We start from the raw sequence: 20,345 nt of genomic DNA, 5'->3' as shown, positions 1-20,345 counted from the left end.
TCCCCATGGGTGGCGAGCTCTGGGCCGCGACGGCGGTGCTGGCCTGGGCCGGACTGACCGCCTGGTCGCTGCGCCCGCGGCCGGCGCCGGGGGCCATCGCTGAGGCCGCGACGCTGGTCGTGCACGCCAGCCAGACCGGCAGCGCCGAGGCCCTGGCCGAGGAAACTGCGACCGCCCTGTCCGCCACCGGCCTGTCGGTCCAGCGGCTCGGCCTGTCGCAGCTGACCCCCGAACTGCTGGCGAAGGCCGAGCGTCTGTTCCTGATCGCCGCGACCACGGGCGAGGGCGATGCCCCGGATGAGGCGACCGGCTTTCTGCGACGGCTGATGCCCACTCCGCCCGACCTGTCGCACCTTCAGGTCGGTGTTCTGGCGCTGGGCGACAGCAGCTATGGCCACTATTGCGGCTTTGGCCGGGCGCTGGACAGCTGGCTGGCCCGGGCGGGGGCGACCGCCCTTTTCGACCGGGTCGAGGTGGACCGGCTGGACCCCGGCGCCCTGGCGCACTGGCGACATCAGCTGACGGCCGTGACCGGCGCGACCTTCGCCCGCGAGACCCGCAGTCGCCCGCACCGCCCCTGGCGTCTGGAGCGGCGCGCCCATCTGAACCCCGGCAGCCCGGGTCGGCCGGTCTATCGCCTGCGCCTGCGGCCCATCGGGGATATGCCGGACTGGCGGGCGGGCGATGTGGCCGAGGTCGAGCTGCCCGAGGCCGTGGCGGGCCAGCCGGGTCAGTTGCGGGACTATTCGATCGCAACCGTCCCGGCGGACCGGGCCATGGATCTGATCATCCGCGAGACGGTGCGCCCCGACGGCACGCCGGGACTGGCCTCGACCTGGCTGCTGGACCGGTGCCGGATCGGGGAGACGGTGCCGCTCCGCATCCGGCCCAACCGGACCTTCCACGGGCCCGATGCAACTGGGCCGCTGATCCTGATCGGCAATGGCACGGGGCTGGGCGGGCTTGTGGCCCATCTGTCCGAGCGGGCGCGCGCCGCGAAACCCGGACCGGCGTGGCTGGTGTTCGGTGAACGGACCGCCGCCCATGACGCCTTGCTGGACCAGCGCCTGCAGGGCTGGCTGGCATCGGGCGTGCTGACCCGGCTGGACCGCGCCTTCTCGCGCGATAAGGGCGGTGCCCGCTATGTGCAGGACATCTTGCAGGCCGAGGCTGACACCGTGCGCGACTGGGTGGAGCGTGGCGCCACGATCATGGTCTGCGGCAGCCTTAAGGGCATGGCGCCCGCCGTCCATGCGGCGCTGCGCGACATTCTGGACGAGGACCGGCTACTGGACCTGCGCGAGGCCGGGCGCTACCGGCGGGATGTGTATTAGATTGCGCTTTGGCTCTTTGGCGACTTGTCATCCCGGCCGTAGCGGAGCGGAGAGCCGGGACGGATGCCGATGTTAATCGAGATCGCCCGGACAGGCCGCCGGGCCTGAGCCGGGCGAAGGTCGATCACGGCAAGCCGTCGCCCGGACAGCGCGAGCGCTTCCGGGCGGTGTCGGGATAGCCCTGCAAACGTCCCGGATATTCGCTTTAGCGAATTCCGGGATGACAATTGCGAACGGCTTAAGCCTTCGCGACCGCCTTCATCGAGACGGACGGATCGGCCAGCTTTTCCGCGTCGACCGGTGTGGCCTTCGCAATCACCAGACGCCCGCCCATGAATTCGGCCGGGGCATTGACCGCCTCGACGCACAGCAGGCGGTCACCCGCGAGGTGGAAGACGGCAAAACCGGGACCGGTCGGATCGCCGCGCACAACCTTGCGGTCCGCACCGTCGGAAAGCCCCGCCATCTGCAGCTTCAGATCATACTGATCCGACCAGAACCACGGCACTTCGGGCGGGGGCGGTTTGCGGCCGGTGATGGCGGCGGCGGCCTGTTTGGCCTGTTCGAGGGCGTTCGGCACACTCTCCAGCCGGACGATCCGACCATCATGCACCGGCACCGGCCGCCGGGTCATATCGCCGAGGGCGTAGATGTGGGGGTCCGAAGTGCGGGCGGTCTCATCGACCACCACACCCCCGTCACAGGTCAGACCGGCGGCCGCGCCAAGTCCCTCGCAGGCCACGCCGCCCACACCGACGATCGCCAGATCGGCCGGCAGGCTCTGGCCGTCGTCCAGCGTCACGCCAGCGACCGAGCCATCCTCGCCCGGCTGGAAGGCCACAACGGTACGACCGGTCAGCAGGGTCACCCCTTGCCGGCTGTGGGCGTCGTGCATGAAGTCAGCCAGCACCTCCGATGCCACCCGGGCCAGCAGCCGCGCCTCGCGTTCGATCACCACCACCTCGGCACCCAGCGCCCGGGCCGAGGCGGCGACCTCCAGCCCGACATAGCCGCCGCCGACTACAGCCAGCCGCACGCCGGGTTTGATCGCCGCCCTGAGTCTGCGCGCATCGACCAGGGTCCGCAGCTCCAGCACGCCTGTCAGATCGGCGCCCGGCACGTCGAGCTTCCTTGCCGTCGATCCGGTCGCGAGGATCAGGGTGTCGTAGGCGACGGTCTCGCCGTCCGACAGCACCACCTGTTTTCCCGCCCGATCGATGGCGGTGACCGTCTGGCCCAGCCGCATCTGGATATTCTGTTCGACATAGAAGTCGGCGGGCCGCAGCAGCAGGTCTTCCTCCTCGCCCTCTCCCTTCAGCAGGGCCTTGGACAGGGGCGGGCGCTGATAGGGGGCGACCGGCTCCTCGCCGATCAGCACCACCTCGCCGTCAAAGCCATATTGTCTCAGAAGCGCGGCCGCACTGCCCCCGGCATGCCCCGCGCCCACGATCACGATCCTGCTCATGACCCGGACATAGGCTGCGATCGCCGGTCGCACCATAGGCAGGGCGATCGCGCTTGACCGTTCCACTGTTACAGCATAGTGGAACGCGCCATGACCGACGCCCTCCCCCCCAATGCCGCCGTCGCGGCCCGCAGCCGGCTGGATCTGTACGACGCCCTGCTGTCCCTGAAGACGCGCGAGGAGGTCGACGCCTTCCTCGCCGATCTGTGCACGCCCGCCGAGGTGCGCGCCTTTGCCGAACGCTGGCAAGTGGCGCGCCTGCTGGACGCGGGGGGCAAGTCGTACCGCGAGATCGCCGCCGAGGCGCAGGCCAGCCCGACCACCGTCGTGCGCGTCGCCCGCTTCCTCAAGGAAATGCCGCATCAGGGCTATCGCCTGGTGCTTGACCGACAGTCCGGAGTATCCGCGTGAGCAAGGTTCAGGGGCGACTTCGTATCGCCGTTCAGAAATCCGGCCGTCTGGCCGAGCGCAGCCTCGACCTGATCCGCAATGCGGGCCTCCGGGTCATCAAGGGCAACAATGACCTGCTCTACAAGGTCGAGAATGCGCCGGTGGACCTGCTCCGGGTGCGCGATGACGACATCCCGACCTTTGTCGCCGACGGCGTCTGCGACCTCGGCATTGTCGGCGAGAATGTGCTGGAGGAGGCCCGCAACGGTGGTCCGCTGGCCGAGGTGGTCATGCCGCTGGGCTTTGGCCGCTGCACGCTCAAGATCGCCGCGCCTGAAAGTCTGCCGTGGGACGGCCCCGCCTCGCTGAACGGTCTCCGGCTGGCGACCAGCTATCCGCGCATTCTGGGCCGCTGGCTGGCCGAGAACGGCGTCGAGGCCGGGGTGATCACCATGCGCGGCGCGGTCGAGGTCGCACCCCGGCTGAAGCTGGCCTCGGCCATCTGTGATCTGGTCTCGACCGGGGCGACGCTGGAGGCCAATGGTCTGGTGCCGCTGGACACGGTGTTCGAGAGCCAGGCGGTGCTGATCCGCTCGCCCCAGCCGGTGGAAGAGGCGCTGGAGTCCCTGCTCGAAAACCTGATCACCCGCATCGGCGGCGTGGTTGCCTCCCAGGACGCCAAATACGTGATGCTGAACGCGCCGCGTGCCGCGCTGGACCGGATCACAGCCCTGTTGCCGGGGTCGGAGTCGCCGACGGTCATGCCGCTGTCGGGGCGCGACGATGCGGTGGCCGTGCACGCCGTCTGTCAGGAGGCGGTTTTCTGGGAAACGCTGGAGCGGCTGAAGGCCGAGGGCGCCTCGTCCATCCTGGTCCTGCCCATCGAGAAGATGATGTGATGCGCCAGATCGACTGGACCACCCTCTCCCCCGAGGAGCAACGCGAGGCGCTGGCCCGCCCGGCGCAGCGCACCGAGGCGCGCGTCAGCGATGTCGTGCGCGAGATCTTTGACGACGTGCGCAGCTGGGGCGGCGCGGCCGTCACCGACTGGAGCGTGAAGCTGGACGGCGCCGCGCCCCGGCGGATTGCCATTACGCCGGATGCCGTGCGTGAGGCCCGCGCCGCCCTGCCGCCCGCCGACACCCGCGCCCTGCGCATCGCCGCCGAGAATGTGCGCGTCTTTCATCAGGCGACCCGGCCGGACGACACGGCCTGGGTCGAGACGACGCCCGGCGTGCGATCAAGGCTGGTGTGGCGTCCGATTGCCTCGGCGGGCCTCTATGTCCCAGGGGGCAGTGCGCCCCTGTTCTCGTCCCTGCTGATGCAGGCCATTCCGGCGGGCGTCGCCGGTGTTGCGCGGCGCGTGGCCGTGACTCCTCCTGCGAAGGACGGCGGTGTGCACCCCGCCATGATCGTGGCCGCCGATGAGGCCGGGCTGGACGCCCTGTGGCTGATCGGCGGGGCGCAGGCCATTGCCGCCCTGACCTTCGGTGCGGACCTCGAGGACGGCCGCATCGAACCGGTCGACAAGCTGTTCGGCCCGGGAAATGCCTGGGTCGCCGAGGCCAAGAAGCAGGCGAACGCCCTGCCGGGCGGGCCCGCCGTCGACATGCCGGCGGGACCGTCCGAACTGATGGTCATTGCCGATTCCAGCGCCGATCCCGAGATCGCCGCCGCCGACCTGCTCAGCCAGGCCGAGCACGATGCCGATGCCCAGGTGCTGCTGGTGTCCAACAGCCGGGGCGCGATCGCCGCCATCCTTGCAGAGGTCGAACGCCTGCTTCAGACCCTGCCGCGCTCCGACATCGCTCGCCGTTCGCTGGCCGAGGGGCGTGCCATCCGCGTCGCCGATCTGGCCGAGGCCTGCGCCGTCGCCAATCTGTATGGCCCCGAGCACCTGGCGCTGCAGACACTCGATGCCGAGCAACTGGTGGACCGCATCAATGCCGCCGGCGCCATCTTCGTCGGGACGTATGCGGCGGAGACGCTGGGGGACTATGCCGCCGGACCCAGCCACGTCCTGCCGACCGACGGCGGGGCGCGCACACTGGGCGGCATCACCACCGCCAGCTTCATGACCTCCATGTCGGTGCAGTCTGTCTCTGAGAAGGGCGCCGCCGCCCTCGCCCCCGTCGCGGCGCGCCTCGCCCGGCTGGAGGGTCTGGAGGCCCACGCCCGCGCGGCCGATCTGAGGTGTTCGTCATGACCGCGCTGCCCGCGCCCTTCGCCCCGCTGGTCTCGGGTGGTGAAGGCCTCGACCGCTATCCGACCGGTACCGCTGCGCTCGCCGCCCGCATGGCGGAGGTCTACGGCGTGCCCGTCGATCAGGTCCTGCCCGTGCGGGGCGCGACCCACGCGTTCGAGCTGATCTTCCGTCTCGCTGCGCGTGAGAACCTCGGTGTGCAGGCGCCCGGGAGCGAACTGTTCACGACGCTGGCCGCAATCTACCCGACTGCGGTCGAGCCCTCGGGGGTGATCCGGATCGCCGGGCGGGGCACGAGCGGCGGCGACGCCGCGTCCTGCGACCTGCTGGTCATGGACGAGGCCGCCATCGAGTTTGAGGCCAGCCACTCGGTCGCCGCGCGCGTCGCCGGTACGCCCAATCTGATCGTCGTGCGCAGTCTGTCGCTGGCCTATGGCCTCGCGGGGGCCCGCGTCGGGGCCCTGATCGCCCGACCCGAAGTGCTGGCGCGGCTGCGTGCCGTGCTGGAGCCCCACGCCCTGCCCGAGCCCTCCGTTCGACTGGCGCTGCAGGCGCTCGACCCGTCCCGCATGATCGAGACCGAGGCCCGCATCGCGGCGGTCTGTGCCGAGCGGACACGCATGGTCGAAATCCTTGGCGCGAACACCACCGCCGAGCCCGGTCCGGCTGTGCGGCTGCACGGCGAGGGTCTGGATGCGGCCATGGCGCGCCTGACCGCGCTGGGCGTGCCTTTCCAGACCGGCGACGGCCTGCGCCTGCCGGTCTTCGCCAGGGCCGAGCTCAACGACCGCACCCTGTCGGCCTTTGGCGTCACCGGCGCTACCCGTGCCAACCGCACCGGCGAGGCGGTCCGCGACACGAAGGAGACGCGTATCGTCTGCGCCGTCGATCTGGACGCGACCGGCCCGGTGTCGATCACGACCGGCGTCGGTTTCTTCGATCACATGCTGGAGCAGGTCGCGGCCCACGGCGGCTTTTCCCTGCGGCTGGCCTGCGAGGGCGACCTGCACACCGACCCGCACCACACCATTGAGGACTCGGCCATCGCGCTCGGTCAGGCGCTGAAGCAGGCGCTGGGCGAGCGGCGCGGCATCGCCCGCTATGGCTTTGTCCTGCCGATGGACGAGGCCAATGCCACGGTCTCGATCGACCTGTCAGGCCGGCCCTATCCGGTGTTCGAGGGGACGTTCGCGACCCCCTTCATCGGCGACTACCGCACAGACCTGACGGCCCATGTGTTCCGCTCGCTGGCCGAGCACCTCGGCGCCGCCATCCATGTGTCGGTGACCGGCGACGACGACCACCACAAGACCGAGGCCGTCTACAAGGCCTTTGGCCGCGCGCTCCGTCAGGCCATCCGCATCGAGGGCGACGCCGTGCCCTCGACCAAGGGTGTGCTGTGACCGGGATCGCCATTCTCGACTATGGCGCGGGCAATCTGGCCTCGGTGCAGTTCGCTTTCGAGCGGCTGGGGGCACGGGTGCGCCGGGTGTCGGATGCTGCGGGCATCGACGCGGCCGAGCGGCTGGTCCTGCCCGGCGTGGGCGCGGCCGCCTGGGCCATGGGGCGGCTGGACGCGCTGGGGCTGAGCGATCCGATCCGGGCCTTTTCTCGCCCGCTGATCGGCCTGTGTCTGGGCCAGCAGCTGCTGTTCGAAACCAGCGCCGAGGGCGACGCTGCCATGCTGGGCCTGATCCCCGGACAGGTGAGCGCGCTCACGCCCGGGCCGGGGCTGACGGTGCCGCACATGGGTTGGTCGGCGCTGTCCGATCTGGCCGACGATCCCCTGACCGAGGGTATCGAGGACGGGGCCTATGTGTATTTCGTACACGGCTTTGCCTGTCCGGACGGGCCGGCGACGCTCGCCCGCGCCCGTCACGGCACCCCCTTCCCCGCCATGGTCCGGCAGGGCAACCGCTGGGGCTGCCAGTTTCACCCCGAGCGCTCGTCGACGACCGGCGCGCGTATCCTTTCGAACTTTCTGGCGATCGACGCATGATCCTCTATCCCGCCATCGACCTAAAGGACGGCGTCTGCGTGCGGCTGATGCACGGGCGTTTCGATCAGGTGACCCGCTATGACGACGATCCGGTCGCAAGGCTGAGCGCCTTTGCTGATGCCGGGGCCGACTGGGTCCACATCGTCGATCTGGACGGGGCCGAGGCCGGACGCGCGGTCCAGCACGACACCCTGTCGCGACTGGCGGGGACGGGGCGCGTCCGCATCCAGTCGGGCGGCGGCGTGCGGACGCGAGATGACGTGAGCCGCCTGCGTGACGCCGGGGTCGCCCGGGTGGTGGTTGGGTCGCTGGCCGTGACCGCGCCCGAGACAGTGCGCGGCTGGCTGGAGGATCTGGGCCCCGAGGCCCTGACGCTGGCGCTGGACGTGCGCGTCACCGACGACGGCATCGTGCCGGCCTTGAAGGGCTGGACCGAGGCCGCGCCGCTGGACCTGTGGGCCGTGCTCGACCTCTATCCCGAGGGCGTGTTCCGTCACCTGCTGGTCACCGACATCGGCCGCGACGGCGCCTTGACCGGCCCCAATATCGACCTGCTGGCCGAGATCGTCCGGCGGCGGCCGGACCTGAAGGTGCAGGCCTCGGGCGGGGTGGCGCAAACTTCCGACCTGACAGCAGCGCGCGATGCGGGCTGCGACGGCGCCATCATCGGGCGCGCGCTTTATGAGGGCCGCTTCACCGTCGAGCGGGCGCTCGAGGCGGTGCGATGACCGCGCGGCGCATCATCCCCTGTCTGGACGTCAAGGACGGGCGGGTGGTCAAGGGCGTGCGGTTCGAGGGCCATGTCGACATGGGCGACGCGGTCGACCTGGCGCTGCGCTATCGCGATCAGGGCGCCGATGAGCTGGTGTTCTACGACATCACGGCCAGTCCCGAGGGGCGAACCCTGGACTATGGCTGGATCGCCGATATCGCGCGGGATCTGGACATTCCCTTCTGCGTCGCCGGGGGCATCGCCACGGTCGAGCAGGCCGCGCACTGCCTCGACCACGGAGCCGACAAGGTCTCGGTCAACTCGCGGGCGCTGGCCCGGCCGGAGCTGATCAGCGAGATGGCCGAGCGGCTGGGCCGCCAGTGTGTGGTGGTCGGTGTCGACAGTCGCCTCATCGACGGCGAATGGCAGGTGCACCAGTTCACCGGTGACCCCTCGGCCACGAAGCGCACGGGCCGCCGCACCCTGGATTGGATCCTTGAGGCCGAGGCCCTGGGCGCGGGCGAGATTGTGCTGAACGTCATGGACCAGGACGGCGTCCGCAAGGGCTATGACATCGCCCAGCTGAAGGCGGCGCGCGACCGGCTGACCATTCCGCTGGTCGCCTCGGGCGGCGCGGGCACGCCGGACCATTTCCGTGAGGTCTTCGAACAGGCCGATGTTTCGGGCGCGCTGGCCGCCAGCGTGTTCCACACCGGCGCCATCGCCATCCCCGACCTCAAACGCTATCTCGCCGACGCCGGACAGGAGATCAGGCTGTGACCCTCAATCCCGACACGCTGGACTTCGACAAGGGCGGCGGCCTGATCCCCGTGGTGGTGCAGGACGCCGCGACGCTTCAGGTGCTCACACTCGCCTATATGGACCGCGCCGCCCTTGAGGAGACCCAAGCGAGCGGCGAGGCGACCTTCTTTTCCCGCTCGCGCGGCGGGCGCTGGCGCAAGGGCGAGACCTCGGGCGACCGGCTGCACGTCGTCTCGCTCACGCCGGACTGCGACGGCGATGCCCTGGTGCTCAAGGTCCGGCCGGTCGGCAATGCCTGTCATCTGAACAGGATCAGCTGTTTCGGCGAAGAGGATGCGCCCGGCCTCGGCCGCCTCGCCCGGCTGGAGGCGACTATCGCCGAACGCGCGGATGCCGATCCAGCCACCAGCTGGACCGCCCGGCTGATGGCCGAGGGTCCCAAACGCGCCGCGCAAAAGGTCGGCGAGGAGGGCGTGGAAGTGGCATTGGCCGGGGCCGCAGGCGACACCGAAGAGCTTGCGAATGAGGCGGCGGACCTCATCTATCACCTGTTCGTTCTGCTCAAGACGCGTCACATGGTGTTTCAGGACGTGCTCGACGTGTTGGCCCGGCGGGCCGAAGCGGCCAAGAACCCTGTCTGACGGCGCGCCCCTTTCGGCCGGTGCGCCCGGACGAAGAGACGGAGAGGCGAATGTCGGCCCTGATACTGTTCGGCGGAGGTGGAGACCTGGCGCTGCGCATGCTGCTGCCGTCGCTGTATTTTCTCGACCACGATGGTCTGCTGGATCCCGAACTGAAGATCATCGCCGCCGCCCGGTCGGACGAGACGCGCGACGCCTACATCGAGCGGGTGCGGGCCTCGGTCGAGCCCCGCGCCAAGTCTGACGACGTCTGGTCCGACGAGACCTGGACCCGCCTGGCTGCCCGGCTGGACTATGTGGCACTGGACGCCACCAGTGCGGATGAGCTGAAGGCGCTGAAGGCGAAAACCGGGGACGGCTCTGTAACAGCTTTCATGGCCGTGTCGCCGTCGCTCTATGGCCGGATCGTCCCGGCCATGCACGCCGCAGGGCTGGCCGGTCCGGACACCCGGATCGTGCTGGAAAAGCCGGTCGGTCGCGATCTGGAGAGCTTCCGCGAGATCGACGACGCCGTCTCGGCCGTGTTCGACGAGCGGCAGGTGTTCCGCATCGACCACTATCTGGGCAAGGAGACGGTCCAGAACCTGATCGCCCTGCGGTTCGGCAACACCATCTTCGAGCCGCTGTGGAACAATCTGACCATCGACCATGTGCAGATCACCGTGGCCGAGACCGTCGCCGTTGGAGACCGCTGGCCCTACTATGACGAGTACGGCGCCCTGCGTGACATGCTGCAGAACCACATGCTGCAGCTGCTGTGTCTGGTCGCCATGGAGCCGCCGTCCAACATCGACGCGGACTCGGTGCGCAACGAGAAGGTCAAGGTGCTGCGCTCGCTTCGGCCGATCACGGTCGAGGAGGCCGGTCGCGTCACCACTCGGGGGCAGTACACGGATTACGTCAGCGAGCGAGGCGCCCCGACCGACACCGAGACCTTTGTCGCCATCCGCGCCGACATCGACAACTGGCGCTGGGCGGGCGTGCCCTTCTTCATGCGCACCGGCAAATGCATGGCCGAGAAGCGCACCGAGATCGTGATCCAGTTCAAGCCGGTGCCCCATTCGATCTTCGGTCGTGACGGATCCAGCTATCGCGGCGCGATCCAGCCGAACCGGATGATCATTGAACTGCAGCCGGACGAGGACATTTCCCTTGAGGTGATGAACAAGCAGCCCGGCCTCGATCAGCGCATGCAGCTTCAGCCCATCACCATGAGCCTGTCGTGGGGGCACAATGACCGCAAGGCCAGCCCGCCGCGCCGCCGCATCGCCTATGAGCGGCTGCTGCTGGACGCCATGGCCGGGGACTCCACCCTGTTCGTGCGACGGGACGAGGCGGAAGAGGCCTGGAAGTGGGTCGACGAGGTTTCCGATGCCTGGGACGGCGCGGCGATGAAGGTCGAGCCCTATGAAGGCGGCAGCTGGGGCCCCGAGGCCGCCGACCTGCTGCTGTCCCGCACGGGCCGTCGCTGGAGCAGTCATGAGCGTTGAGATCGAAACCTTTGCCCATCGCGCCGACTGGGCCGCCGCCTGCGCCGCGCGCATGACTGACGCCCTGGCCGGGGCCTTGAGCGAACGCCCGCGCGCCTTCTTCGCGGGCTCGGGCGGATCGACTCCCGGTCCTGTTTATGCGGCGATGCGCGAGGCCGATCTGGACTGGAGCCGGGTGACTGTGACGCTGGTCGATGAGCGCCATGTGCCGGAGAACTCGCCCGAGTCGAACGCCACCCTGCTGAAGACCAGCCTGCCGGTCGGCCCCGGACAGGCCGACTTCATCCCGCTTTACAGCCCGGCCGTGACCGTCGATCGGGCCGCCGCGGTCGCCACTCACGCCCTGTCAAGCCGGACTGACCGGCTGGACGCGGCCCTGCTGGGCATGGGCGAGGACGGGCACATCCTGTCGATGTTCCCCGAAAGCCCGACGCTGAAGACCCTGCTGATCCCGACGCTGACGCCCGCCGTCCTCGGCGTGCCGCCCGGCCGCGACGGTCTGGCGCCCAGCCGCGAGCGCCTGTCGATGAACCTGCCCTGGCTGATGGGTTGCGGCACCGTGGTCATGGCCCTGACCGGGTCGGCCAAGCGCAAGGTGTTCGAGGATCGCATCATGGCCGATCCCGCTATCGTCCCCGTCGCTGCACTGGCCGCCCACATCCCCCACCTGCAAGTCCTCTGGACGGAGCAGTCCGCATGACCGACCTCCACCCCACCCTGCGCGCGGTCACCGACCGCATCATCGCCCGCAGCCGGGACACCCGCACCGACTATCTGCGGCGGATGGACGATGCCGCGACCAACCGGCCCGGCCGCGCCAAGCTGAGCTGCGCCAACTGGGCCCACGCCTTTGCCGGAGCGCCGGTCAAGGACAAGCTGACCGCCATGACCGGCAGCCAGCCGAACCTGGGCATCGTCACCGCCTATAACGACATGCTGTCGGCCCATCAGCCGTTCGAGCGCTTCCCCAACATCGTCCGTCAGGCCGTGCGCGAGGTGAATGCCACTGCCCAGGTCGCCGGCGGCACCCCGGCCATGTGTGATGGCGTGACCCAGGGTCGGCCGGGCATGGAGCTGTCGCTGTTCAGCCGCGACGTAATCGCCATGTCGACAGCGGTGGCCCTGACCCACGATGCCTTTGACGCCGCCCTCTGCCTCGGCGTCTGCGACAAGATCGTGCCGGGCCTGTTCATGGGCTCGCTGGCGTTCGGCCATCTGCCCGTCGTGTTCGCCCCCGCCGGTCCCATGCCCAGCGGTATTCCCAATGCCGAAAAGGCCCGCGTGCGTGCCCTCTATGCCCAGAACAAGGTCGACCGCGCGACCCTGCTGGAGAGCGAGGTGGCCAGCTATCATTCGCCGGGCACCTGCACCTTTTACGGCACGGCCAACTCCAACCAGATGATGATGGAGGTGATCGGCCTGCACCTGCCCTCGACCGCGTTCGTCCACCCGGATACCGGCCTCAGGGACGCCCTGACCGCGGCGGCGGCGAAGCGGGCCGTCGAACTGGCCCGCTCGGGCGAGGGTCGCATGAGCCGGGTGGTCGACGAGAAGTCGATCATCAACGCCATCATCGCCCTGCTGGCCACCGGCGGCTCGACCAATCACGCCATCCATCTGGTCGCCATGGCCCGCTCGGCGGGCGTGCTGATCGACTGGACCGATCTGGACGAGCTGAGCAGCTGCACGCCGCTGCTGGCGCGCGTCTATCCGAACGGCTCGGCCGATGTGAACGCCTTCCAAGCCGCCGGCGGCGTGGCCTTCGTCGTGCGCGAACTGGCCGAGAGCGGGCATCTGCACACCGACGTCACCACCGTCATGGGCGAGGGGCTGGAGGCCTATTACCAGGAGCCCGTGCTGGACGAGAACGGTAAGCTGGTCTGGTGCGACGGCGTGACCGAGAGCCTCGACCCCGACATCCTCCGCCCCGTGTCCGACCCCTTCCAGAAGGATGGCGGACTACGCCTCGTGCAGGGCGCTCTGGGCCGGGCGGTCATCAAGGTCTCGGCCGTCAAGCCCGAGCACCGGGTGGTCGAGGCCCCCGCCGCCGTCTTCGACAGTCAGGAAGCCGCGCTGGAGGCCTTCAAACAGGGCCAGCTCGATCGCGACGTCGTCGTGGTCCTGCGCTTCCAGGGCCCCAAGGCGAACGGCATGCCCGAGTTGCACAGCCTGTCGCCCGCGCTGAGTGTGATCCAGGACCGGGGCTTCAAGGTCGCCTTCGTCACTGACGGCCGGATGTCCGGCGCGTCGGGCAAGACACCGGCCGCCATCCACCTCAGCCCCGAAGCCTTGGCCGGTGGGCCGATCGCCCGCGTGCGTGACGGCGACATCGTCCGCCTCGACCCGGACAGGGGTGAGCTGACCGTCGTCGGCTGTCCCGACTTTGCGGAGCGCCCCTGTGCCCCGCGCACGGAGGCCAGCCTGCAGACCGCGTCCTGGGGCTACGGTCGTGAACTGTTCGGCGCCTTCCGCCATGTGGTCGGATCGGCCGAGGAAGGCGCATCCGTGGTGTTTGCCCAGCCGCCTGCCGGACCGCCCGGCACCGATACTCCCCCCGACCCCAATGTGGTCGACCGCACCATGGACGCCTGAATGAGCCCTGCTCCCCTGCATCTCGTCGGCGATGTCGGCGGCACCAATGCCCGCTTTGCTCTGTCGCGCATGGTCGATGGCGTGCCGCGCGTCGAGCACCACGAAAGCTTTCCGGCCGAGGACCATCCGACCTTTCTGGATGGCGTGCGGGCGTTTCTGGAGGGCTGCAACGAACGCCCGGACGGCGGCGCCATTGCCGTAGCAGGGCCGGTTACCGATGGCTTCATCGACCTGACGAATTCGCCGTGGCGCGTGTCCGAGGCCGAGTTGGCCAGCCTGGGCGTGGGCCCTATCCGGCTGATCAACGATTTCGAGGCCCTGGCCTGGGCCGCGCCTCTGCTGGAGGGCGATGATCTATCCCATCTGGGCGGACCGCAAACCGGCGATCAGCACCAGACCCTCGCCGTGCTGGGACCGGGCACCGGGTTCGGCGTCTCGGCTTTGGCCCGCGACCGCTGGGGCTCGGCCGTGGCGCTGGCGTCCGAGGGCGGCCATGTCGACTTCCCCCCATCCGATACCATCGAGGACGAGGTCCTGCGTATCCTCAGGCGGCGTTACACCCGGGTGTCGATCGAGCGGCTGGTCTGCGGCCCGGGGCTGGTCAATCTGCACCGGGCGCTGGCCGAGATCGACGGTCGTCCGACCTCCATCGACGATCCGGCCGAGATCACCCGCGATGCCCTGGCCGATCCGCGCAGCCCGTGCGGCGCGACGCTGGCCCGCTTCTGCGCCATTCTGGGCTCGGTCGCCGGGGACGTGGCCCTGACCACCGGCGCGCGCGGCGGGGTCTATATCGCCGGGGGTATTGCGCCGCGCATTCTGGACTTTCTGAAGGCCAGCCCGTTCCGCGAACGGTTCGAGCAGAAGGGGCGCTTCACCCCCTATATGCAGGCCATTCCGACCTGGGTGATCCTGCACAAACAGGCGGCCTTGCTGGGTGCTGCCAAGGTCGCCTGCCGCGACGACTGACTTTGTCATCACATACGCGTGAACTCTTTGACCGGTAGCGACGTTGTTCCGGTCTCAACTGAGGAAGGGACTTCTCATGCGCAAGATGATCATTGCTTCTCTGTCTGCCGTTGCCTTGATGGGCGTTGCCGCCTGTGGCGAAAGCACGGAGGACGCCGCCGCCGAACGTCAGGCCGACGCCCTGGAAGAACAGGCCGACCAGGCCCCCACCGAGGCCCAGGAAGAAGCCCTGGAGGCTGAAGCGGACCGGATCGAACAGGAAGCCGGAAATGCTGACGGCGGTATGACGACCGAGAACATGCCGAACACTGTGCCCCCCGCACAGTAACAGGTCCGACCTGCCGGGGGGTCATGCCCCCGGTCATCCTTCGGAAGGAAAGGCCCCGCCATCCCCCCCGGCGGGGCCTTTTTTCTGCGCCCTATCCGGCCCGCTTCGGCGGCCAGGGGATAAAGGCACTGGTCCGGCGCACATAGTCCGCATAGCCGGGCCGCGAGCTGTGGATCGACTTTTCGGTGATGCCGATACCGGACCATTTGGTCAGGGTAAAGGTCAGGAAGATGGGCCCGAGGATCGAGGCCACACCCGGACCCGTCTCGGCCGCAAGCAGATAGAGACCCCACCACACACAGGCGTCGCCGAAATAGTTGGGATGGCGGGTATAGCGCCACAGGCCGGTGTCCAGCACCTGACCCTTGGTCGAGGGGTCCCGGCGAAAGGCCGCCAGTTGGGCATCGCCCACCGTCTCGAACACCAGACCGATCGCGAACAGGGCCACCCCGGTCAAGCCCAACCAGCCGACCGCCGGCGCATCAGCCACCTGCCCCAGTTGCACCGGAAGCGACGTCAGCCACGCCAGCACCCCCTGCGGCAGGAAGACGAAAAGCAGGGCCACGACCGGCCAGCTCTTGCCGGTTTTCGTCTGGCGTCCGATCAGGTCGGTATAGCGGCGGTCCTCGCCATGGGCCCACCAGCGCAGGAACAGGTGCAGGCCCAGCCGTACCGCCCACAGCCCGCACAGCCCGACCAGCAGACCCGAGCGCAGGGCATCGCCGTCCGTCCGAGGCCAGGTCACCAGCGCCAGGAACAGCATGGCCAGCGGCCAGACCGCATCGATAAAGCTGACATCGCGGATCCGCACCGCCACCAGCCACTGCAGGCTCATGACGCCCGTGATCAGCAGAAGATTGACGCCCAATAGCAGGCCGATCTCGGTCAGGGTCATGGGCAAGGCTCCGTCAGCAGGGGACAGTCCCCTATACGCTTAACCCGGTGCAGTGGATGCCCTTAGCCCCGGCCATCACTCGCGGTGTTGCGCCCCGAACGTCCGTTCCAGCCGCCGCTCAAGCCGCGTCTTGACCCCGTCGATCAGACTGAAAGCCGCGGGGATGAAGATCAGCGACAGGGCCGTAGAGGTGATCAGCCCTCCGATCACTGCCACCGCCATCGGGCTGCGGAACTCGGTTCCCTCACCGAAGGCCAAGGCGATCGGCAGCATACCGAGACCCATGGCCAGCGTCGTCATGATGATCGGTCGCGCCCGCTTGTGCGCGGCGTCGATGATGGCCTCCCGCCGGTTCATGCCGTTCTTCATGGCGATGATGGCGTAGTCGACCAGCAGGATGGAGTTCTTTGCCGCGATCCCGGTCAGCATGATGATGCCGATCAGGGCCGGCATCGACAGCGACTTGCCCGTCACCAGCAGCAGGAAGAAGGCCCCGCCGAACGACACGGGCAGGGCCGCCAGAATGGTGATCGGGTGGAAGAAGCTGCGGAACAGCAGGACCAGCACGACGTACATCAGCAGAATGCCGGTCACGATGGCGAAGATGAAACCCGTTGCGGTTTCCTGCAGATTCTCAAGCTCACCCGACACCGCCTGGGTGACGCCCGCCGGCAGGTTCTGCATGGCGGGCAGATTGTCGACCCGTTCCGACGCCTGTCCCAGGGTGATGCCGTTCAGCTCGGCCGTCAGGGTGGCGACGCGCTTGCGGTCCAGACGGTCGATCTGGTTGGGCCCGGCCCCGAACGAGATATCCGCCACCGAGGTCAGGGGCACAGAAGCGCCCGACGCCGTCGGCACACGCAGGTTCTCCAGAATGCCCAGATCGCTGCGGGCTTCCTCGCGCAGCATCACCCGTATCGGGATCTGCCGGTCACCCAGGTTGAATTTGGGCAGCAACTGATCCGCATCGCCGAGGGTCGCCACACGAGCCACCGAACTGATGTCCGCCGACGCCACGCCCTGCAGCGCTGCCACATCGCCCTTGGGCGTGATCAGGATCTCGGGCCGCACCAGCGCCGCCGAGGAGATGACATTGGTGAGGCCAGGAATCTCGCGCATCTGGCGCTCGACCGCCGAAGCGGCCTCTTCCAGGGCTTCGCCTTCATCGCCCACCAGCTGGATCGACACCTGGCTGCCCTGGCCGTCGGCTCCGAACTGGACCCGGGCGCCCGGAATGGCGCGCAGCACCGGACCCATTTCCTGCTCGAACGCCTGCTGGCGCAGCGACCGCTCGCTGCGCTTGACCAGATTGACGGTGATGTTGGCCCGGCGAACCTCGCCCGCCGACCCGCCGCCGCCGGGACCAAAGCTGACCGAGGCTGAACCGATCGAGGAATAGACCGACCGCACCTCGGGCCGTTCCAGTAGCGCCGTATTGACCCGCTGCACCACCGAGTCCGTCTCGGCCAGCGTCGATCCCGGCGGCAGCTGGATGGTGATGCTGGAGCGTGACACATCCTCGGCCGGAATGAATTCGAACGGCAGCATGGAGGCGAGGACGAACGAGCCGATTAGGAAGGCCGTGCCCCCGCCCATGACCCAGATCCTGTGGTCCCTGTAACGCCTCAGGACGCGACGGCCAAAGCTCGGACGACGCTCGCCATCGCGGCCGCGGAAGTCGTTCAGCACCCAGTTGACCATGATGAGATAGCGCTTCATCCAAGCCGGATCGCCGTGTTCCTTGCCCTGGTCCCGCTTGAGCATATAGGCGCCCATCAGCGGCGTGAGCGTTCGCGCCACCACCAGCGAGAAGAACACGCTGACGCAGGTGGCGATGGCGAAGCTCTTGAAGAATTGGCCCACTACCCCAGGCATGAAGCCGGTCGGCGCGAAGACCGCCAGCAGGGTCGCCGTCGTCGCGATAACCGCCAGACCGATTTCGTCCGCCGCCTCGATCGCCGCCGGGTAGGGGGCCTTGCCGTCGCGTATGTGCCGGACGATGTTCTCGATCTCGACGATGGCGTCGTCGACCAGAATGCCGATGGTCAGCGACAGGGCCAGCAGAGTCACCACGTTCAGCGACTGACCCGTCAGGTCCATGATCCAGAAGGTCGGGATCAGCGACATGGGCATGGCCACTGCCGCGATCAGCGTTGCCCGCCAGTCGCGCAGGAAGACGAACACCACCAGCACTGCCAGACCCGCGCCCAGCAGCAGCGCCTCGACCGAGGCATGGAAGTTGTTGATCACCTCCGAGGTGGTAGTGGTCACCTCTTCAATTGTGACGTTGTCCAGTTCCGCATCGAGCGCCGCGATCTCGGCCCCGGCTGTCTCATAGACGTCCAGCTCGGACGACTCCTTGGAGCGGCTGATACTGAAGCCGACGACCTCAGCCCCATTGTAGCGGGCCCGGCCGCGGGGCTCGGACCATTCGTCCACCACCTCGCCCAGATCGCCCAGACGCACCGAACGATTTCCCACCGGGATCAGCGTCTCGCGCAGGTCCTCGACCGACTGGGCCGAGCCGACCGTGCGGATCGCCTGCTCCTCGCCGCCGATCTGGCCGCGTCCGCCCGGCAGGTTTATGTTGGAGGCCCGCAGCTGGTTCGACACCGCTGCGGCCGTTACGCCCTGGGCCGCCAGTCGGGCCGGGTCCAGCTTGATGCGGATTTCCCGGCTGACGCCGCCGTCGCGGCTGACCTGGCTGACGCCCTCGAGCGACAGCAGTCGCTTGGCTACGGTGTTGTCGACGAACCAGCTCAGTTCCTCGGGGTTCATGCCGGGCGCGCGGACGACATAGGTGGCGATCGGGATCTGGGTGAATTCGATCCGCTGGACGATCGGCTCCTGCACATCGGCGGGCAGATTCTGGCGTACACCGGCAATGGCGTTGCGCACATCATTGGTGGCCTTTTCCAGATCCACACCCAGCTGGAAGGTGATGGCCGTGGTCGACACCGAGTCATTGATGGTCGAGCTGATGTCGTCGACCTCGCCGAGGCCCGACACCGCATCCTCGATCAGACGCGTCACCTGGGTTTCCAGCTCGGTCGGTGCCGCACCTGACTGGACGACCGTCACCGCCACAACCGGCAGATCGACGTTCGGGAAGTTGTTCGTCGGTAGTTTGAAGTAGCTCAGCACCCCGGCGACCGTCAGGATGATGAACAGCAGCACCACCGGGATCGGGTTCCGGATCGACGCCGCCGATATAGTGTTGAAGTTCATCGGGCCGGTCTCAGGTTGCAGACGCGGCGGGTGCGCGTGTCGGCGCCACCGGGGTGGCCGGCGCCACCGTCACCCGGTCACCGTCGCCCAGGAAGCCAGCGCCCTTGACCACCACCCGCTGGCCGGCCTCAAGCCCGCTCTCGATGGCCACATTCGGCCCCTCGCGCGCGCCGGTCCGCACCTGGACAAAGCGGACAGTCGAGTCGCGCCCGACGACGTAGACCCCGGCCTGTCCCTCGCGATAGATGACGGCTTCGGATGGCACGACCAGGGCCGGAAGCTGGCCCAGCGCGATCTCAGCCCGGGCGAACATGCCGGTCTTGAGATCGCTGCCGCTGTTGAGGGCGATGCGCGCGACACCCAGACGCGTCTGGGGATCGACCTCGGGCGTCACGATCCGCACCCGGCCGCCGGTCGGACCGTCGGCCCGGTCGGCAGTGATGACGGCCGTCATGCCCGATCGCACCAGCGACAGGTCGGATTCCGGCACCTGGGCGTCAAGTTCCAGACGTCCGTCGCGCACAACCCGGAACAACTCTGTGCCCGGCTGGACGATCTGGCCGCGCGTCACGCTGCGGCTGATGACCCGGCCGGCGACGGGCGCGCGGATGGTGGTCTGGGCCAGTCGCGTCGCCGTTTCTGACCGGGCCGCGCGGGCGGCCTCCAGCTGGGCGGCGGCCGTGCGTTGATTGGCCTCGGCCGTGTCCAGCCCGGCCTGGCTGAGGTAGCCGCGCTCGCGCAGCTCGCGGGCCCGATCCAGCGCCGCATCCTGCTGCGCGACCAGGGCTTCCGCCGATTTCACCGAGGCATCCTGCTGGGCCAGCTGGGCGCGCAGCACGTCGTCGTTCAGCTTCACCATGGCCTGGCCCTGCCGGACATAGCTGCCCTCATCGACATAGACGGCGGTCGCCACAAGTCCGCCGGTTTCGGCACCGACCGGCACCTCTTCCCATGCCGAGATCGTGCCCGAGACCGTCAGAGTCCGCGCCAGATCGACGCTGCGGACGGTCGCCACGGTCACCGTCTGACCGGCCGCCGGCTCGACGCCTGCCTTGTCGTCCTCACTGTGGCCCGAGCAGGCGCCCAGTACCCCCAGGCCAAGGATCGCGAAGGCAGCAGCCACCGGCTTCAGCATTGATCTCACGTCAGTATCCCCTGTGCGGGGTTCCATCCTCAGTCATCCCGAAGCGTGAGAGTCGCGTCGAAAAGGCCGGAACCCGGATGCCGCCTATATCCTGTTCCCGGCCCGTTCTCAAACGAGACCTTGTCCATTACAGCACTTTAATCCCCTTGCGACGGGCCCTCTCGCGCCCGCGTGAGTTGGCGTCGGCCCGGCC

At 68.6% G+C, this 20,345-nt stretch carries 18 protein-coding genes; 14 read left to right on the top strand and 4 right to left on the bottom strand.

What is annotated here, in order from left to right; all coding sequences use genetic code 11:
• Window positions 1-5 precede the first annotated feature (5 nt).
• The gene (locus EG854_RS09485; RefSeq protein ID WP_164461987.1) at window positions 6-1,334 is read left to right on the top strand and encodes a sulfite reductase subunit alpha; all 1,329 of its coding nucleotides are present in this window, start codon (window positions 6-8) and stop codon (window positions 1,332-1,334) included.
• 238 nt (window positions 1,335-1,572) lie between these two features.
• Here the strand turns inward: EG854_RS09485 and EG854_RS09480 are convergent, their stop codons facing one another.
• On the bottom strand, window positions 1,573-2,799 hold the full coding sequence (locus EG854_RS09480) for an NAD(P)/FAD-dependent oxidoreductase (RefSeq protein WP_123287948.1): 1,227 nt from the start codon (window positions 2,797-2,799) through the stop codon (window positions 1,573-1,575).
• Between the two features lie 90 nt (window positions 2,800-2,889).
• Here EG854_RS09480 and EG854_RS09475 point away from each other — a divergent pair, with 90 nt between their 5' ends.
• The 13 genes from EG854_RS09475 to EG854_RS09415 all read left to right on the top strand — a co-directional run bounded on the left by EG854_RS09475 (window position 2,890) and on the right by EG854_RS09415 (window position 14,885).
• Window positions 2,890-3,210, top strand: coding sequence for a YerC/YecD family TrpR-related protein (locus tag EG854_RS09475; RefSeq protein WP_123287870.1), 321 nt, complete (start codon window positions 2,890-2,892; stop codon window positions 3,208-3,210).
• The gene (gene hisG / locus EG854_RS09470; protein WP_123287869.1) at window positions 3,207-4,088 is read left to right on the top strand and encodes an ATP phosphoribosyltransferase; all 882 of its coding nucleotides are present in this window, start codon (window positions 3,207-3,209) and stop codon (window positions 4,086-4,088) included. The genes EG854_RS09475 and hisG overlap by 4 nt, the downstream gene beginning before the upstream one ends.
• The gene (gene hisD / locus EG854_RS09465; RefSeq protein WP_123287868.1) at window positions 4,088-5,395 is read left to right on the top strand and encodes a histidinol dehydrogenase; all 1,308 of its coding nucleotides are present in this window, start codon (window positions 4,088-4,090) and stop codon (window positions 5,393-5,395) included. Before hisG ends, hisD begins: the two co-directional genes overlap by 1 nt.
• Window positions 5,392-6,795 (top strand): imidazoleglycerol-phosphate dehydratase HisB, encoded by a 1,404-nt coding sequence (hisB, locus tag EG854_RS09460; RefSeq protein ID WP_183211085.1) that lies wholly within the window; start codon window positions 5,392-5,394, stop codon window positions 6,793-6,795. Before hisD ends, hisB begins: the two co-directional genes overlap by 4 nt.
• Window positions 6,792-7,391 carry an imidazole glycerol phosphate synthase subunit HisH gene (gene hisH, locus EG854_RS09455; protein ID WP_123287867.1) on the top strand — a complete coding sequence of 200 codons (600 nt, stop codon included), beginning with the start codon at window positions 6,792-6,794 and terminating at the stop codon, window positions 7,389-7,391. Before hisB ends, hisH begins: the two co-directional genes overlap by 4 nt.
• Entirely contained in the window at window positions 7,388-8,119 is a 732-nt protein-coding gene (locus tag EG854_RS09450; protein ID WP_123287866.1) for a 1-(5-phosphoribosyl)-5-[(5-phosphoribosylamino)methylideneamino]imidazole-4-carboxamide isomerase, read from the top strand. The genes hisH and EG854_RS09450 overlap by 4 nt, the downstream gene beginning before the upstream one ends.
• Window positions 8,116-8,883: an imidazole glycerol phosphate synthase subunit HisF gene (gene hisF / locus EG854_RS09445; RefSeq protein WP_123287865.1), complete on the top strand. Its 768-nt coding sequence runs from the start codon at window positions 8,116-8,118 to the stop codon at window positions 8,881-8,883. Before EG854_RS09450 ends, hisF begins: the two co-directional genes overlap by 4 nt.
• Window positions 8,880-9,506, top strand: coding sequence for a bifunctional phosphoribosyl-AMP cyclohydrolase/phosphoribosyl-ATP diphosphatase HisIE (gene hisIE, locus EG854_RS09440; protein WP_123287864.1), 627 nt, complete (start codon window positions 8,880-8,882; stop codon window positions 9,504-9,506). Before hisF ends, hisIE begins: the two co-directional genes overlap by 4 nt.
• A 50-nt stretch (window positions 9,507-9,556) precedes the next feature.
• Window positions 9,557-10,996 (top strand): glucose-6-phosphate dehydrogenase, encoded by a 1,440-nt coding sequence (gene zwf, locus EG854_RS09435; protein WP_123287863.1) that lies wholly within the window; start codon window positions 9,557-9,559, stop codon window positions 10,994-10,996.
• Window positions 10,986-11,696: a 6-phosphogluconolactonase gene (pgl, locus tag EG854_RS09430; RefSeq protein WP_123287862.1), complete on the top strand. Its 711-nt coding sequence runs from the start codon at window positions 10,986-10,988 to the stop codon at window positions 11,694-11,696. The genes zwf and pgl overlap by 11 nt, the downstream gene beginning before the upstream one ends.
• Window positions 11,693-13,588 carry a phosphogluconate dehydratase gene (gene edd, locus EG854_RS09425; RefSeq protein WP_123287861.1) on the top strand — a complete coding sequence of 632 codons (1,896 nt, stop codon included), beginning with the start codon at window positions 11,693-11,695 and terminating at the stop codon, window positions 13,586-13,588. Before pgl ends, edd begins: the two co-directional genes overlap by 4 nt.
• Window positions 13,589-14,557: a glucokinase gene (gene glk, locus EG854_RS09420; protein ID WP_123287860.1), complete on the top strand. Its 969-nt coding sequence runs from the start codon at window positions 13,589-13,591 to the stop codon at window positions 14,555-14,557.
• Between the two features lie 76 nt (window positions 14,558-14,633).
• Window positions 14,634-14,885 carry a hypothetical protein gene (locus EG854_RS09415; RefSeq protein ID WP_123287859.1) on the top strand — a complete coding sequence of 84 codons (252 nt, stop codon included), beginning with the start codon at window positions 14,634-14,636 and terminating at the stop codon, window positions 14,883-14,885.
• Window positions 14,886-14,976: 91 nt separating this feature from the next.
• Here EG854_RS09415 and EG854_RS09410 read toward each other — a convergent pair whose 3' ends face one another.
• The 3 genes from EG854_RS09410 to EG854_RS09400 all read right to left on the bottom strand — a co-directional run bounded on the left by EG854_RS09410 (window position 14,977) and on the right by EG854_RS09400 (window position 20,143).
• Entirely contained in the window at window positions 14,977-15,780 is an 804-nt protein-coding gene (locus EG854_RS09410; RefSeq protein WP_123287858.1) for a DUF1295 domain-containing protein, read from the bottom strand.
• A 75-nt stretch (window positions 15,781-15,855) separates the two neighbouring features.
• The gene (locus EG854_RS09405; protein ID WP_123287857.1) at window positions 15,856-19,008 is read right to left on the bottom strand and encodes an efflux RND transporter permease subunit; all 3,153 of its coding nucleotides are present in this window, start codon (window positions 19,006-19,008) and stop codon (window positions 15,856-15,858) included.
• A 10-nt stretch (window positions 19,009-19,018) separates the two neighbouring features.
• Entirely contained in the window at window positions 19,019-20,143 is a 1,125-nt protein-coding gene (locus EG854_RS09400; RefSeq protein WP_123287856.1) for an efflux RND transporter periplasmic adaptor subunit, read from the bottom strand.
• Between the last annotated feature and the right edge of the window lie 202 nt (window positions 20,144-20,345).

The organism is Brevundimonas halotolerans (assembly GCF_003730275.1).
Lineage (GTDB): Bacteria > Pseudomonadota > Alphaproteobacteria > Caulobacterales > Caulobacteraceae > Brevundimonas > Brevundimonas halotolerans.
Note: the sequence above shows the minus strand (reverse complement) of the source record. Positions and strands in the feature narration are given on the sequence as shown.